The 16,056-nt window shown below is 30.7% G+C and carries 12 protein-coding genes; all 12 read right to left on the reverse strand.

The features are described from left to right. Window positions 1-14: 14 nt before the first annotated feature. The 12 genes from RH98_RS04695 to RH98_RS04750 all read right to left on the reverse strand — a co-directional run bounded on the left by RH98_RS04695 (window position 15) and on the right by RH98_RS04750 (window position 15,719). Entirely contained in the window at window positions 15-2,186 is a 2,172-nt protein-coding gene (locus RH98_RS04695; protein WP_010251074.1) for a TonB-dependent receptor, read from the reverse strand. A 644-nt stretch (window positions 2,187-2,830) separates the two neighbouring features. After that, window positions 2,831-3,229 carry an alternative ribosome rescue aminoacyl-tRNA hydrolase ArfB gene (arfB, locus tag RH98_RS04700; RefSeq protein ID WP_010251077.1) on the reverse strand — a complete coding sequence of 133 codons (399 nt, stop codon included), beginning with the start codon at window positions 3,227-3,229 and terminating at the stop codon, window positions 2,831-2,833. Next, on the reverse strand, window positions 3,216-3,839 hold the full coding sequence (gene pnuC / locus RH98_RS04705) for a nicotinamide riboside transporter PnuC (RefSeq protein WP_010251079.1): 624 nt from the start codon (window positions 3,837-3,839) through the stop codon (window positions 3,216-3,218). The genes arfB and pnuC overlap by 14 nt, the downstream gene beginning before the upstream one ends. Window positions 3,840-3,909: 70 nt before the next feature. Next, on the reverse strand, window positions 3,910-4,620 hold the full coding sequence (locus RH98_RS04710; RefSeq protein WP_010251081.1) for a Bax inhibitor-1/YccA family protein: 711 nt from the start codon (window positions 4,618-4,620) through the stop codon (window positions 3,910-3,912). A gap of 59 nt (window positions 4,621-4,679) precedes the next feature. After that, the gene (locus tag RH98_RS04715; protein ID WP_010251083.1) at window positions 4,680-5,294 is read right to left on the reverse strand and encodes a 4'-phosphopantetheinyl transferase family protein; all 615 of its coding nucleotides are present in this window, start codon (window positions 5,292-5,294) and stop codon (window positions 4,680-4,682) included. 90 nt (window positions 5,295-5,384) lie between these two features. Beyond that, window positions 5,385-6,224 (reverse strand): DUF4302 domain-containing protein, encoded by an 840-nt coding sequence (locus tag RH98_RS15200; RefSeq protein ID WP_010251084.1) that lies wholly within the window; start codon window positions 6,222-6,224, stop codon window positions 5,385-5,387. Between the two features lie 18 nt (window positions 6,225-6,242). Then, window positions 6,243-7,103 carry a substrate import-associated zinc metallohydrolase lipoprotein gene (locus RH98_RS04725; protein WP_010251087.1) on the reverse strand — a complete coding sequence of 287 codons (861 nt, stop codon included), beginning with the start codon at window positions 7,101-7,103 and terminating at the stop codon, window positions 6,243-6,245. A gap of 5 nt (window positions 7,104-7,108) precedes the next feature. Next, window positions 7,109-8,623, reverse strand: a complete 1,515-nt coding sequence (locus tag RH98_RS04730; RefSeq protein WP_010251089.1) for a RagB/SusD family nutrient uptake outer membrane protein — start codon at window positions 8,621-8,623, stop codon at window positions 7,109-7,111. 12 nt (window positions 8,624-8,635) lie between these two features. Further along, window positions 8,636-11,992, reverse strand: a complete 3,357-nt coding sequence (locus RH98_RS04735; protein WP_026038745.1) for a SusC/RagA family TonB-linked outer membrane protein — start codon at window positions 11,990-11,992, stop codon at window positions 8,636-8,638. A 327-nt stretch (window positions 11,993-12,319) separates the two neighbouring features. Then, entirely contained in the window at window positions 12,320-12,781 is a 462-nt protein-coding gene (mscL, locus tag RH98_RS04740) for a large conductance mechanosensitive channel protein MscL (RefSeq protein ID WP_010251093.1), read from the reverse strand. Between the two features lie 56 nt (window positions 12,782-12,837). Beyond that, complete coding sequence (locus tag RH98_RS04745) at window positions 12,838-15,282, reverse strand: bifunctional UDP-N-acetylmuramoyl-tripeptide:D-alanyl-D-alanine ligase/alanine racemase (RefSeq protein ID WP_010251095.1); 2,445 nt, start codon at window positions 15,280-15,282, stop codon at window positions 12,838-12,840. Window positions 15,283-15,359: 77 nt separating this feature from the next. Continuing rightward, window positions 15,360-15,719, reverse strand: coding sequence for a DsrE family protein (locus RH98_RS04750; protein WP_010251096.1), 360 nt, complete (start codon window positions 15,717-15,719; stop codon window positions 15,360-15,362). Window positions 15,720-16,056 lie beyond the last annotated feature (337 nt).

A 16,056-nucleotide genomic window follows, 5' to 3' on the forward strand; every position in this document is an offset into this window, starting at 1 on the left:
GTTTCATTTCCTTACTAGAATTTAATCGTCAAGCCTGCCAAGATATTAAATTCTGCTTGCGGATAATAGCCTGCCCCATCTATCATTGTCCCTTTATTAAATTCTGACCAGTAATACCCGTTAGAAATATATTTTACATTAAAAATATTATTTGCCAACAACGATACTCCAATTGATTTAACCCATCCTTTGATTGGAAACTCATAAGAAGCATTGATATCATTAACAAAATATGAATCTAACTTCGAATTTTTAGCTTCAATATTAGACATATACTGCTCCCCTACAAATTTAGTCATTAGAGAAATATTCATCCCTTTAATAGGTAAATAACTAATAATATTCGATGCTACGAAATCAGGAGAAAATGCTATAGAAGTAGTTCCAAAATTCTTCTTCTCTCCCATCCAACTATCTTTATAATTCCTATTTTTATTTGTACTGATTGAGATACTCGGGTTCCAATACAATTTCTCCATCACTCTAACATTAGCATCTATTTCTAGACCTAAACGATAACTATCTCCACTATTAGCACGTAACATACCTCCTACATCATTCATTTCACCAGTTAATACTAATTGATCTTTATAATCCATGAAATATGCATTAACGTTAATCGCTGTTGATTCATTAGCATATCGCCAACCTAACTCATAATCATTCATTTTCTCAGCTTTAGGCTTACCTAGTCCTTCATAATCTTTTCGATTAGGCTCTCGATTAGCTCTAGCATATGATAGATAAAACTGATTGCTATTATCTAATTGGAAAATTAAACCTCCTTTTGGATTGAAGAAATTAAATTTATCATTAACAAAACCTGTATCAATTCCATCTGCCTCATAAGTTACACGACGATATTGCATATCACCATATAAACTGAATTTATCTGTAAGCTGCCAAGTAGCCTTAGCATAAAAATTCATATCTGTCTTCACAGCATCATCATTATAATACTCTTGTTTATAATTATATTTTACTGGTTCTTTCGCCCATAGTATTTGTCCGTAATGATTTCCTTCATACTTATTAGCTCCACCACCAACTACGACATTCAATTTATCCGTTTCATAATTAGTACTAAAAATCATTCCATAAAAATGATTATCTAATCCTTTTCTGCGGATCATATCTGTTTTATTGACTTCTTCACCATTTACTATTATAGGTTGCAAGCCATATTCTTTAAACTTCTGTTTTTTCTTATAGTTCTCATAATACCCATCTCCTTTTGTATAATGTAAAGAAACATTAGAAGACCATTCAGTTGACCAGCGTTCACTCCAATGTAATTGATAATGATTTTGAATATAATTATCTGTCTCATTATTGTAAAATTGCGTTTTCCCCTGATCATCAGTGTACATCCCAGCAGGATTAAAACGACGACCAAATTTGTCAATTTGTTCTTGATCTACCCCATTCCACGCCTGATAAGTTTTTTGTTTCCCACCAAAAACAAGAGCTTTAATAAGGGTAGTATTCCCCACATACACCCCTTGCAAATAATAAGATTTCATATTAGAAGAGGCTCTATCAATATATCCATCAGAGTGAATATCTGATAATCGCCCAGCTAACTCAAACTTATTATTTATCAATCCAGTACTAAACTTAACAGTAGATTTTCTTGTATTATAACTTCCAAAAGAGTTAGAAATTTCACCATTTGCATCATGCGAGAAGTTATCCGTGTTTAAATTTAAACTAGCACCAAAAGCAGCGGCTCCATTTGTCGAAGTTCCCACTCCTCTTTGCAACTGTAAGTTTTGAACAGAAGAAGTAAAGTCAGGCATATTTACCCAAAAAGAACCTTGAGATTCACCATCGTTATATGGAATACCATTTAGAGTCACATTAACTCTCGTAGCATCAGATCCCCTTACCCTAAAACTTGAATATCCTATCCCATTACCAGCATCAGTAGTAGTAACCACTGAAGGTAAATACCCCATCATAGTAGGAATATCTTGACCAATATTTCTACCAGCTAGATCTTTTTTAGAAAGGTTATTATAAGCGATTGGAGTCTTGTTATCTACTTGTACTGCAGATAAGATAATTTCATTTAATGCAGTCTGTTGAATTGAATCTTTAATCTGTTCTTCCTGTGCATTTGAAATGGTAATAACACTAATGCTAAAAGCAATAGTCAGTAAAGGTTGAAAAAAACTTTTTTTCATTCGTAAAATAATTTTTACAAATAAAAGGGGCAATTATTTTATGATTAATAATTACACTTATCCATGACAACCATAAAAGAATGTGGTTGCACTTTACTCCCTTGGCAGCATTACCCGCCCAGGTTCTATGGGTATGATCTCAGCCGTACGGCACCCCTTTGAGATTTATGGCGCAAATATAAATAGTATATTACAATTTACAAGACTAAAAGCCTTTTTTAATACTAAAGTAGTTAAGTCAACTTTTAAAAATTAAAAAAAGTCAAGATGGACAAGCTATAATTACATTTATAAAACAATCAGTACCAATCGACTACGATAGCAGATGCTAGTAACTTGACTAAAACGTAAGTCCATAATGAGTCTATTAAAACCTTTGAATTAATAGAGACACTATGGACTCATCATGGACTCACTATGGACGCACCCACCAGAATTCCTGTCTCGTCCTACTATAACTGTACAGCTTTACCATTACATATAGCACTCAGAATTTAAAATTTAGCTCAAAATACTATGCTTTTTTATATATAAAAGACTGTGGAAAAAATGTTATTACATCTTAGACAAAATTGATAATATGTTCTATCTATTTAATATATGGTAGATATCTTTATTTCACTCTCTTCATTCAAGAAAGACATCTAAAAGCTCCTCTTTCTTAAAGTCTTCTTCAATGAAAGCTTTATTTTATCTTCTTTTCGTTTCTTAATAACTCTTCGTGGAACCTTTGTAGGTTTGCGTTCTTTTTCTACTTTTAGAGCTTCACTTAATAAATTAAAGAATCGGTCAATAACGATTTCTTTATTTTTAATTTGACTTCTTGTAGAATCCGCATCTAGAATCAATACACCTTCTTTAGTTAATCTATTTTTTAATTTAAGCAGCAATAATTCTCTTTCTTCTAGTGTAATACCTTCAGATAAATGACAATCCCATGACAAAATAACCTTAGACGAAACCTTATTTACATTTTGTCCCCCAGCTCCACTACTTCTAACTGCTTTAAATGTTAATTCTTTTTCAATTTTATCCGTATCCATTCTCTCTTTTTAAAATTTTGTACCATGAAATATATGCCATTGTAGCAAGTATAGTAAATATAGCAAATTGAACTGCTAAAATTCCCAACCCTCGATAAGCATATAAAGGAATTGAAATAATATCTGCTATAATCCACAATGTCCAATTCTCTATTTTTTTCAGTGCCATATAATACATACCTGTAAAAAATAAACCTGAGGTAAAAATATCAATATAATTTTCTGGTTTTATTTCATAATCGAAAACCTTATAAACTGCATATACTACAAACAGCGTTATAAAAAATATTAAAAAGCCAAATAACTTTTCTTTATTATTCGTTCTAGAAATCTTTAAGACTGTTCCGTTATTTGATTTCCTTGACCAATTATACCATCCATAGATACTCATAATTGAATAATAACCGTTTAAAATCATATCGCCTAAATATCCCGCCAAATACAATAAATAAACAGATATAATAGTAGCAATCAAGCCTGTCGGATATACAAATATATTTTCTCTACCTGCATACCAAACACTTAGTATCCCAAAAATAAAAACAATGGATTCTAATATAATATGCAACCAGCTAGTGTCTTTATAAGAACCAAAAAAGAAATCTATCATACAATTCAGTGTAAAAATAAAGCCGTAATTTTAATAATTACGGCTCTAAATTATAACTTATATTTTTCAATTAATTATTTCTGCTCATTAATATTCTCAAAATATACCAGAATAACAACATTAAAGAAGCAAATAAGCTTAATGCTGCTGGTACATATTGATCAGCTGCAAACTCATTTTTAATTTGCCATGTGTTATATAATATAGATCCAGAAGCTAAACCAACCATAGCTAATGAAAACCATAATCCTAGGTTAAATCCAAAAATCATACCCGCTATAATAGTTCCCATTGCTAAAAAGAAACCAATAGTTAATATTGATCGAAGGAAAGAGAAGTTGGCATTAGATCCAAATACTACTCCTGTTAATCCACCAAAAAGTGCTAATGTCAATACACCTGCCTGAGCTATTAAGGATAAATCACCTGTCATACTCATTGCTACATATAAAATAGGAACAAAAATAAATGCTTCAGCTAATATATATAGTCCAAAACCAGCATATTGTTGTGGTTTATTTGCTGTTTTATAAGTTAGGTTTTGAGCAAACCAAGTTATCCCCATAAATGCTCCTAAAATAATCAACCAAGAGAATTTACCCATCCCCATTAAAGAAAACATTCCTTCTACGATAAATGGTGTATTTAAAAGAACTGCTTCAAAAATGATAAAAACCAATACACCTACTGCTAAATTCCCATAGGTTCTTTTATAAAACTGTGCTTTAACAACATCAGATTCGTGAGCTACTGGTGTTGCATAATTAAAATTATTTTCCATAACTTTTTTGTTTCAATATTTCGACGAAAATACAAAAATATATAAATACTACAACTATATTATTTGATTTCTAATGTAAAAACCAAAACAAATCCATCTATTTTAACATTACAGTAACGAAACTTTCGTTTATAAGCCTCTGACTCTACGAATGAATTAGCATTCAGATCCACGTACATGTTATTCTTAAAACTTAAACTTTTTGAATCACACATTTTATACATCGCTTCTTTTGTACACCATATCTCAGTTAGCGCATCAATGGCATTGGTGGATGACTCAACTAAAAGAAGTTCATTATCATTACAAAATTTATTAGCAATTCTAATAATTTTATCTCTTTTCTTTTCGATATCTATTCCTACATTCTCTGTGCTAATAATAATACTAGCATACTGAAAAGAATGCGAAATTGAGATGAATCTACCATCTTTCAAAAAAGGTTTGCCATTTTCATCATAATACAAGTCAAAATCCGAATAGCCCGCATTAACTAATAAATGACGTACTGCTAAAAATCCCTTTTGATGCTCTATAGATTTCATTTTCGATAATCGCAGTCTACTCTCTTCACGCAATTCTATATTAGCAAAAAGGTTTTCTACAGATTCATCTATTTCCCAAATACTAACCTGCGTATTACTATTTACAATATGTTGTTTTAATAATGGCATATATAATCATTCTATTACGCTGCAAAAATACCATAAAAAAAAGGGGATGTATATACACCCCTTTTTTTATAATGATTACTTCTTTAAATTTTATAAAAAAGTAATTTTATTACCATTTACTTCTCCTGTAAAATGTCCATTTTCATAAACTAAACGAGAAATACTAGATCCATCATCAAATGTAATAGCAGGATTCAAAATTGCACCGTCTTTAGTAAATCCAACCCCAACTCCACCACTTCTATTTACAGTTTGACCAGCTGCATTACTAATTTTAGCAAATCGTGTTTTAGCACCATATTGAACTGTAAATCTTTCTTCTGTTCCATTTTCAGATATAATCAAATTTTTGACTTTACCGAAATTAGTAAGCATAACACGATTATACTTCAAATCATCCCAATCATCTGCACTCACAGGTTCAAAGGTTAATTTCGCATGATTTCTGCCTGCTTCAAATTGAATATTCTTACCATCGTTACCAGTATAAATAAATTGATAATCACCTAAATATCCTTTACCTTTTAAAGTTGCAATTGGATAATTATTATTATCTCCTAGATAATGAATATAATTACCTGTTGTAAATACTAGTGAAATACTACCGCTCATACGTATAGCATACTCACTTTCGCTAACAGATAAAGAATTAACATTACCAACGTTATCAAAATCAGTAATCATTTCAACATTACCATTAGGTTTAAACTTAAACAAATAAGTAAAGCCACCTAAAATTGTATTATTAGTGAAATAAGTAACTCGCCAGCCATGTTCTGATGAAAGAAGTAAATCACTTAATTCTTTCTTTCTTGTTTCAATTCGCTCTGTGGGCGTCTGATCAAATTTTGCATCAAAATTATCACTAGAGCACCCTACTGCAAATCCAGCAATTAAGAGCAAAACAACTTTTCTTATTATTTTTATCATAATCTTTTCTATTATTAATTATAGAGATGCAGCAATTTTAGTATTTCTCAAAGCTATTTCACACAATTCATATAAGTCAATATCAAATGCTGTTTTATAGTACTCAACAACGAAAGCTTCTTTCTCTAGAATTTTCGCTTGTCCTGCTTTATCTTTCACACCATTAACTATCATTCTATATTCTTCAATATCTCGCAACATCCAAGAAACTTGCTCAGCAAAATCCTCATTTGCATTAGAAAGAGCATAATTCGAAATAAATCCCATATCATTTGCTTCAGAAGTATCAAATGTATGCCAATCTTGCTGGTAATTTCCTGTTATCTTTTCATAGTTTGGATTGAAAGGTTTTGTCTGATTCAAAATATGAACATACTCATGTTGGATGGTATGGATATATTGTTTTACAGCGGCTTCACTTTTTAAATTAATCTTATCTAAACTAAAAAGAGAAATACGATAACCTGCATCTGCAAGCCCTAAAGTAGTAGTTCCATTAGAATTTAAATTATCACTTCCTATTAACACAATTTCTCTAGCGTTCATATCTTTAAGGAACTTTGGTCCCGCTATCTCACGATATGATTCTAGCCAAACTTGATTTACAACTTTTAATGCAGGCCATACTCTATCTAATTTTGGAGGAGTTAAATAACGTTCTAAATCTGTTTTATTCTTCTCCCCTTTATAATAAACACGGATATTATATGTATCTAAAAAAGTATCATCTATCCAGTTCTCTAAATCTGTTTTTTTCTTAGCAGGTTCATCAATTAAAACTGTATCACCTAAACTATCCTCTTTTGCACAAGAAAAAGTCAAAGTTCCAAACAAAGAGATGATACCTATCGAAAAAACTATTCTTTTTATCTTTTTCATTTCTATTATTTTTTAGGATTATCTTGAACTCCAGATGCTACAACATGGAGAGGTAATGGTAATTGTCTCCTTAAATCATCTTTTTCTAATACATCGACACCTGAACCATCAACATATTGGTGAGTTACTACGATGTTAAAACGTTTAATATCAAACCATCTTTTACCTTCTTGTAATTGTTCAATTCTTTTAACCTCTAAGATAGTTTTAAGCCAATACCATTGTTCTTCACTGTCAATTGGATAAAAAGGTGTTAATTCATCAGGATTATAAGTATATAGAGATTTTATTCTATTTAACGACAATTTATCGCTACTCGCATTATATCCATTTGTACGAGTCCCTAAAAAGTACTCTAATTCTGTTTTAGCTTCATCGTAACGTTTTTCCATTACTAGCGCTTCTATGCGATTTAGATATACCTCATCATTTGTAAATAACATGTCTGTTGTATAACCATATCCAGTTCCAGCAGATGGATTGTCTAGTTTAAAATACTCCCAATGCTTTGGTAAGAAAACGGTTTGTTGCTGATTTGCACTTAACATCAATCTATTCCAATAATAATCTTTTGCCGCCAATGGATTATTAACTCTAGTAACTAATTTATTCTTTAAAGCACCTGTCATAGTAAAGCGAACTCTAGATGGTGTTCTTGAAGCATATGAGTTTCCTGTTGCTAATAAAATATTGGTAGGCTCTAACGTTCTTGAATATGCTTGCCAAGCCTCTACATAAGAAGAAGTTCCAGACCAAGTTTTTACGTCTCTTATTACATTATATCCAGGTTTTGTACCAACATAACTAGAGTATTTTATTACTTTATCCCATTCACCCTTAAATAAATAGAAACGAACAGCTAAAGCATTAGCAGCATTTTTATTAAAGTGATATTGAGGTACATTATAATTATTTGTAATTCCTTTTAAACCTTCTACTAAATCAGCTTCAATCTTTTCATATACCTCAGCTACAGTATTACGTTTATATTGCTGTACTAATTTCCCTTCAACTCTATCTACATAAGGAACACCTAAATCACTAGCAGCTGTTGCAGGATTATAAGCTTTACCCCAAATAAGTACAAGTTGAAAATGCGCATAAGCTCTCGCTAGTAAAGCTTCCGATCTCAATGCTTCTCTTTTACTTGGTGATATTTTATCTCCTAACTCATCAAGGGCTTCCAAAGCCTGATTAGCCGTAGCAATTGCTGCATAACATGTATCCCAATAATGAGAAGGACTGTCTACAGATACATCATCTCCTAATTCCCATTTATAATATTGTGTATTATTTACATTTTCACTTGCTAACAATCCAGAATCAGTCACGTTATCAGTATAATCTTCCATAAACTGTATATACATTCCTGACGGATAAGCTGAAACCAATAATTCAGCTATTTTTTGTTCTGAATCTAATTGTGTTCTATTATCTGGAACCTCTGACAAATAACTATCACAATTAGAAAATAACATTGCTAAAACAAGACTTGAAATTAATATTTTTACTTTTTTCATAATTATCTAATTTTAGAATCCCACATTTAACGTTAACGTATATTGACTAGTCACAGGCATCGCTACCCCTCCTGTTCTAAAGAACTCAGGATCTTGTCCATTCAATTTCTTATCAGCATAAATTAACCAAGGGTTAAATGCTGTAACTTTTAAAGAGAAATTAGATAATTTTAAATTTCTCTTCAAATCTTGAGGGAATTCAAAACTTAAAGAAACCTCTTTCAATCTTACAAAACCACCATCAGCTATTCTTTCATCAGAATAATTATACGTATTATAAGCTCTTTCAATGCTACTGTTTCCATAGTATAACATTAATTCTCTGTCTGCAATTACTGGAACATTAGTATATTTTTCATCACCAGGTGATATCCATCTATTATTAAAGTCTTTTGTAAACACATCTAAATCAGTGTATTTAGCTTTATAAGAAGGTGCTAAACGGATTTTATTCCCACCAGAAGCCATAATAAATGTACTTAATGTCCAATTTTTGTAAGTAAATGTATTGATGAATCCTAAAGATTTATTTGGCTCAACTGATCCTTCATATTTTAAATAGTCAGTAATATTAACACGGTCTTGGAAATTTGCTCCACCAACACTGTTAGTTTCACCATTAGCTTGTACAAATGTTGGTAATCCATCTTTATTCAACCCTGTAAACTGGTAAGAATAAATAGAGTTTCTTGGTCTACCTACTACATTTCCACCTGTACTTCTTACCAAGTCCATAACATTAGATACATTCTGTAACTTGTCTATACGTTGATCATAATAAGACATGTTTAAAGTTGAAGACCATGTAAAAGCTGCATTGTCAATAATACGCCCTGTAAGAGATAATTCAACACCTTTTGTTGTCATATCCGCGTTATTACCCATTTTTACTTTTTGACCACCAATACCTGAAGTAGTAACAAAGTCAATTAAATCAAAAGCTTTTCTTTGATAAACGTCTCCAACAAATTGTAAACGATTGTTAAATAACCCTAAATCTACTCCAAGATTCAACTCATGTTGTTTTTCATAAGTTAACTCACTATTTGCTAACTCTTTAATTTCTAATGCAGATTCTCTATCATTAAAAAATTCTCTATCTGTTACATAGTTTTTGTAAATAGCTAAAGCATTTGTAGCAGGTCCAGCTGTAGCAGTAAGACCATAAGATGAACGTATATTAAGACTACTAATTGTTTGATTATCTATTAAGAATTTCTCACCTTTTAAATTCCATTTACCTGAAACTGTCCAAGTTGGCAACCAACGAGAAGATGTGCTTTTTCCTGTGCGGTTTGAACCATCGTATCTTCCTGTCAATGATAAAATATATTTGTTATCATAAGCATATGTTGCTTTTCCAAAGAAACCAACTGTACGTTCTCTTTCTTCATTAAATCCAAAATATGAATCACCACCTAGAATTAATTTTTCTAAAATTCTTGGATCTGTAAATGGAACCATACCTCTATCGTACTGTAAACCATAAACTTTAAAATCATCGTTATTACGTTCGATTTTTCTTAACTCAGTTCCAACAAATCCTTCCAATTCGTGTTTTTCACCAAAAATGTCACGATAAGTTAAACTGTTACGCACATTATAAGATAATAATGAGTTGTCATATCTCATTTTTATACCTCCATTTGGCAATACTACTTGAGCTAAACCTGCAGGATTCTCTGGATCTTTATATAAAAAGATATTTTGATCTTGTACAATCGTAGTTTCTTTTGCATTATATGCTTTTACAACATTTGATTGTTCTAACATATCATGATCTCTACGCGTGTTTACATATCTTACTGCAGTATTTAAATTATATCGCAACTGAGGTAATAATTTATACTCTGCATCAAATTGTACTTTAATATCCTTAACATCAATCTTCATTTTATTATTACTGATTTCATTTAAGATATTAAATGGAGCCCAATTCATTCTGTTATACTCTAAATTCCCATTATTGTCATAAGGTCTTAAAGTTCTACTAGTGTTCATTGCATAGCTAAATGGATTCAAATCAAAATCTCTTGAAGTACTTCCAAAAACTACATCTGTTTTACTATTATAACTACCTGGCGCCATTTGACTTCTATTTGAGAAATTAACTCCAAATGTTAAATTAAAATCATCTGATACGAAATATGTATTCTTAAGATTTATCGATAAACGATTAACTTTATCAGCTAATGTCCATCCTGGATCGTGAAAGAATCCAACTGATGCAAAAAAAGCATTATTTTGTCCACCACCTGAAAAACTTAAAGAGTGACTTTGAGTAACTGAATTTCTGAATAATACTTTAAACCAGTCTGTATTTGCATATTCGTAATCTCTTAGAAAACGGTTTTTATCTAAGTCATTATTAACAACTTGAAAAGAACCATCAGGATTTGGAGTACCCACAGCTTTTGCCCATAAATTATATACACCTCCATAACGTCCTTGAGAAACAATAGCTGGATCTAATAAACCTTTAAAATCCATCTCTTGTAATATTGACATATTATCTTGCGAATTCAAGATATCATAATTACCGTAAGAAGGTACTGTACGAATTGTATTTTCCATTGAGTAATTGATTTTCAATGGAGAATCTCTACGTCCACTTTTAGTAGTTACAACAACTACTCCATTCATTGCACGAGATCCATAAATAGAAGTAGCAGAAGCATCTTTTAAGATTTCAATACTGATAACGTCATTAGGATTTAAACCTGCAATAGCTGAACTCAATAATGTCTCTGAATTCCCAGAAGCTAAATCTTGAAAAGAAACATTAATAATATCTTCTTGTACTACCCCATCTATAACCCATAGAGGTTTAGTATCTCCTAAGATAGAAGAAGAACCCCTTACAGTAATTTTAGGTGCAGATCCAAAAGTACCTGTAACGTTTTGTACATTTACCCCTGCTGCTTTACCTTCAATCATTCTACTCACATCTGGAGCACCATCAATTTTTAATTCTTTCTCTGTAATTGTACTGACAGCACCAGTAAATGTACGTTTAGAAAGTTTCTCATAACCTGTTGTAATCACAACCTCATCAATCATCTCTGCTGAAGAAGCTAAAGACACATTAATGATTGATTGCCCACCAACTTTTTTTTCTAGAGTATTAAAACCCATAAATTCAAAGACAAGTGTAGCATCAGCTTTATTAACCTTAATGGAATAATTTCCTTCAAGATCTGTTTGAACTGCATCACCTGTACCTTTTACAATCACTGTTGCTCCTGGCAATGCTGAACCATCGTCTGCAGCAACAACTTTTCCTTTTATTTCTTTACTCTGAGCATAAATACTTCCCGTGAATGAAAGCATCATAGCCATCAAAAAGAAATGAAGTAGAAATCTCCTCATACTTATTAACTGTTTATTAGTTTATAGTTAACAAATAAATAACAAATAAATAAGAAAAACTAATGTTAATGCCGTTTTTAATTATTTTTAATTAAATCAACAAAATAAACAATATTCAAGCATAATTAATAATCATAAATCTTTAAAATTGAATTATATGTAAAAAATAAAATACTAAAAGTAAAATATAGAGTAAAAAATTACTTTTAAAAATTAGAAAACTGTTTTATTTATGTTAACACAAATAACTTATAATTCATAAAAAAAGCCCAAACACTTTTGTTTGGGCTTTAAGATAATTTAGCTAATAAAAGCTATGTATATTATTTATTTTTGATTCTTTAACAAATCTCTAATTTCAGATAATAATTCTTCTTGTGAAGGTCCTTTTGGCTCTTCTACAGCAGGAGCAACTTCTTCTTTCTTGTTTTTCAATTTTTCTTCTGCTTGTCTTAATTTATTGATTCCTTTAACCAACATAAAAACTACTAACGCTAGCAATAAGAAGCTGATTACTTCTGTAATAAAGTTACCATAAGCAAATATCACATTTCCTTCTATAGCTTTAGCATCTGCTAAAGGAATACCTTTATCTGCAGTACCTTTTAGTACTATATATAGATTTGAGAAATCTGGAGTACCTATTATAGCAGATACTAGAGGCATGATTACATCGTTTACAGCACTTGTAACAATTTTTCCAAAAGCTCCTCCAATAATTACACCTACTGCAAGGTCCATAACATTACCTTTAACAGCAAATTCTTTAAATTCTTTTAAAAATCCCATAGTCTTTTTTATTTTTATATGTTAAATGAGTTTGACTTCACAAAAATATGACATTTTTATTCTTGATAAAAAATTCTTTTTACGCGAGAAGATATGCTTGTTAGTATTTCATATGGGATAGTTCCAATTGCATCAGAAATAATTGTTACAGGCAGGTCTTTTCCAAATATAATTACTTCATCTTCTTCTTTACACTCAATTTCTGTTACGTCAATCATTAACATATCCATACAGATTGATCCTGCAATACTCGCTCTTTGTCCATTGACCAACACATAGCCTATTCCATTACCCCAAGAACGATGGATACCATCAGCATAGCCAATTGGGACTGTAGCAATCTTTCTTACTCCTTTAGCTCGGTATCTTCTTCCGTAACCTACACTTTCATTATCACCTATCTTTTTAATTTGCATTATTTGAGTTTTCAGAGTACTAACGTTCAATAATTGCTGCATCTCTTCTTTATTATTCCCGACTCCGTATAGTCCAATACCTAACCTCACCATGTCCATTTGATACTCAGAAAAATTAAAGATCCCTGATGTATTTAGAATATGACACAATGGACTTATATTTAAGTTCTCTATTAAATAAGAAGAATTCTTTTTGAACAACTTAATCTGATCTAATGTGAAGTCTTTGTATTCTGGCATATCACTAGAAGATAGATGGGAAAAAACAGACTTAACCTCAACGATATTTGTAAACTTTAAAAAATCTATCAATTCGTCCAAATCATTACTCTGAAAACCATGTCTATGCATACCCGTTTCAAGCTTAATGTGAATAGGATACTTATAGCAATTTCGCTCTCTAGCAATCTTTAAAAAAGCATTTAGCTCACGTATTGAATAAATCTCTGGCTCTAGATCATAAGCTATAATAGCAGAAAATGCACTAATCTCCGGATTCATTACAATAATATTAGTAGTAACACCCGATTTACGCAACTCTATTCCCTCATCAGCAAAAGCGACACCTAAATAATCAACATTCTCATGAGATAACAACTTAGCTATTTCATAACTACCATTACCATAACCAAAAGCTTTTACCATAACCATAATTTTGGTAGCTGGTTTTAACTTTGAACGATAAAAATTTAAATTGTGTCTAATTGCATTCAAATTAATTTCTAAAACAGTCTCATGTGTCTTTACTTCTAAAAAACTCACTATTTTATCAAATCGGAAAGCTCTTGCTCCTTTTACAAGGATAGTCTCATCAGAAAACTCTTCATGTGCATTCTTTTGCAAAAACTCATCTGTACTTAAGTATAAGCTAGTATTTGGGAAACCTTCTAAGTATTTACTAATTTGATTTCCAATACCAATAATGCGCGTAATATTATTACTCAGAAGTGATTCCCTAAGTAATTCATATAAAGAAAAATCATCTAAACCACTGTGAAAAACATCTGATAGAATAACCGTTTTCTTTTTGTTTATCTTATGTTTCTCTAAAAAGTCTAATGCTATTATTAGAGATTGATAATCTGCATTATAAGCATCATCTATTATTGTACAATTATTTACACCATCTTTTAACTGTAAACGTAACTCAACAGGATAGAGTTCTATAATTCTATTTTTTATAATTTCTATACTGTAATCTAAATATAACATCGTCGCAATACATGTCATTATATTGCGAAGCGAATAGGAGTCAGTAAAAGGAACTTCAACTTCAAAAGTGACATCCGATTGATATGTTAATCTCAAGACATTTCCTGCCAAGGATCCATATAAATCAACTTTAGAATTGTTTAAACTCCATGACAATATTTTACTTCCTGTGATATGCTTTCTGATTAGAGGATCATCTTCACAAATTACAATAGCAGCATTCTCAAATAACTTACATTTTTCAATTACTTTCTCTTCCAAATCTCTGAAACCTGCGCTGTGCTCATCTGTAATAGCAGTAAATATTCCAATATTAGGTTTAACAATAGGAACTAAATTATCCATTTCATTGATAGTAGATATGCCTACTTCAAATATTCCTAAATTATAATTAGGCGACATTCCAAAAACAGATAATGGAACACCCGTTTGTGAATTATAACTTTTCGGACTTTTTATGATAGAGTACTCTTCTCTCAATAGAAAGTTTAGCCACTCTTTAACAACTGTCTTCCCCTTACTACCTGTAATCCCAATAATAGGAAAATCAAACTGATCTCTATGAAAAATAGCCGCTCTTTGAAAAGCAACTAATGTATCGTCTACTTTAAAGAAATTAACACCTATTCCTTGAAACTCTTTTTCTATATTATCACTTATGACAAAGTTTTTTACTCCTTTATCAATTAACTCACTTATATAATGATGTCCATTGTGATTTTTGCCTTTTAAGGCAAAAAACAAAGTATGTTCATCATTTAATAATGACCTGCTATCAACGGATATATTTGAAATATTAAGTTCCTCATTGATATTATTTCCAAATTGTTCAGCACACAAAAAGTTGCAAAACTTATCCGTATTAAAAATCATTAATTATTTGTTTTTAAAATTGATGCCAAAAGTAAACCACTCAAAAAAATAACAGCTATAAATAAGCATTAAAACTTTTATAAATTACATTTTATATAAGCCCAACCATTTTCTTGTTTTTCAATAATATCGACAAGCCCTGATTCAACAAAACTAACTTCTTCAATAATATCGTTTTTATCTATCATTCTTGCATTCATAGTATTTTGACAAGCAAAAAATTTAATACCTTTTTGTATTACATTTTTCAGAGCATCCCCTACCATAGTCTTACTCTTCATTACCATACCTATACCAGGTCCATGAACTACGACATGAATATCAACATTGTCACCCCAGTGTCTTTTTACATTAGAAACATAAGTCATTAAAGCATTATGATCATTAATATCCTCTGTGTTCAACTGAAAAACTACTCTATGTTTATTCTCTTTCATTATACTATATTTTTAAGTTTTACATTATTAATTATAATAACTATAAAGCTACTAAAAACCCTAGAAAGAAGTATTCTTTTTATCTTTTCTTTTTTCAAGGATTTTATTAAACATCCGTCTCTTACTAGCTAAATAATTATCTACTATTTCTTATTTGCTCTATCGTTAACACTTGATAAGATCAATGATATAAACTAAGAGAGCAATTTTGTTAAGAACCTATCTTACGAACTTTCAATGATAGTAATATATCACCAGCATCATCTTGAGATTTTTTACAAACTTATCATTTACTTCATCTTTGAATTTTATAAAAACCTTTTCTTATATAATCCTA

This window comes from Myroides injenensis M09-0166 (assembly GCF_000246945.1).
GTDB classification, from domain to species: domain Bacteria; phylum Bacteroidota; class Bacteroidia; order Flavobacteriales; family Flavobacteriaceae; genus Flavobacterium; species Flavobacterium injenense.

Bases quoted from the DNA above. Each gene is read 5' to 3' on its own strand.
- RH98_RS04735 (WP_026038745.1), bottom strand. From the start codon at position 11,992: ATGAGGAGATTTCTACTTCATTTCTTTTTGATGGCTATGATGCTTTCA.
- RH98_RS04710 (WP_010251081.1), bottom strand. From the start codon at position 4,620: ATGGAAAATAATTTTAATTATGCAACACCAGTAGCTCACGAATCTGAT.
- RH98_RS04715 (WP_010251083.1), bottom strand. From the start codon at position 5,294: ATGCCATTATTAAAACAACATATTGTAAATAGTAATACGCAGGTTAGT.
- RH98_RS04730 (WP_010251089.1), bottom strand. From the start codon at position 8,623: ATGAAAAAAGTAAAAATATTAATTTCAAGTCTTGTTTTAGCAATGTTA.
- RH98_RS04725 (WP_010251087.1), bottom strand. From the start codon at position 7,103: ATGAAAAAGATAAAAAGAATAGTTTTTTCGATAGGTATCATCTCTTTG.
- pnuC (WP_010251079.1), bottom strand. From the start codon at position 3,839: ATGATAGATTTCTTTTTTGGTTCTTATAAAGACACTAGCTGGTTGCAT.
- RH98_RS04745 (WP_010251095.1), bottom strand. From the start codon at position 15,282: ATGATTTTTAATACGGATAAGTTTTGCAACTTTTTGTGTGCTGAACAA.
- RH98_RS04695 (WP_010251074.1), bottom strand. From the start codon at position 2,186: ATGAAAAAAAGTTTTTTTCAACCTTTACTGACTATTGCTTTTAGCATT.
- arfB (WP_010251077.1), bottom strand. From the start codon at position 3,229: ATGGATACGGATAAAATTGAAAAAGAATTAACATTTAAAGCAGTTAGA.
- RH98_RS15200 (WP_010251084.1), bottom strand. From the start codon at position 6,224: ATGATAAAAATAATAAGAAAAGTTGTTTTGCTCTTAATTGCTGGATTT.
- mscL (WP_010251093.1), bottom strand. From the start codon at position 12,781: ATGGGATTTTTAAAAGAATTTAAAGAATTTGCTGTTAAAGGTAATGTT.
- RH98_RS04750 (WP_010251096.1), bottom strand. From the start codon at position 15,719: ATGAAAGAGAATAAACATAGAGTAGTTTTTCAGTTGAACACAGAGGAT.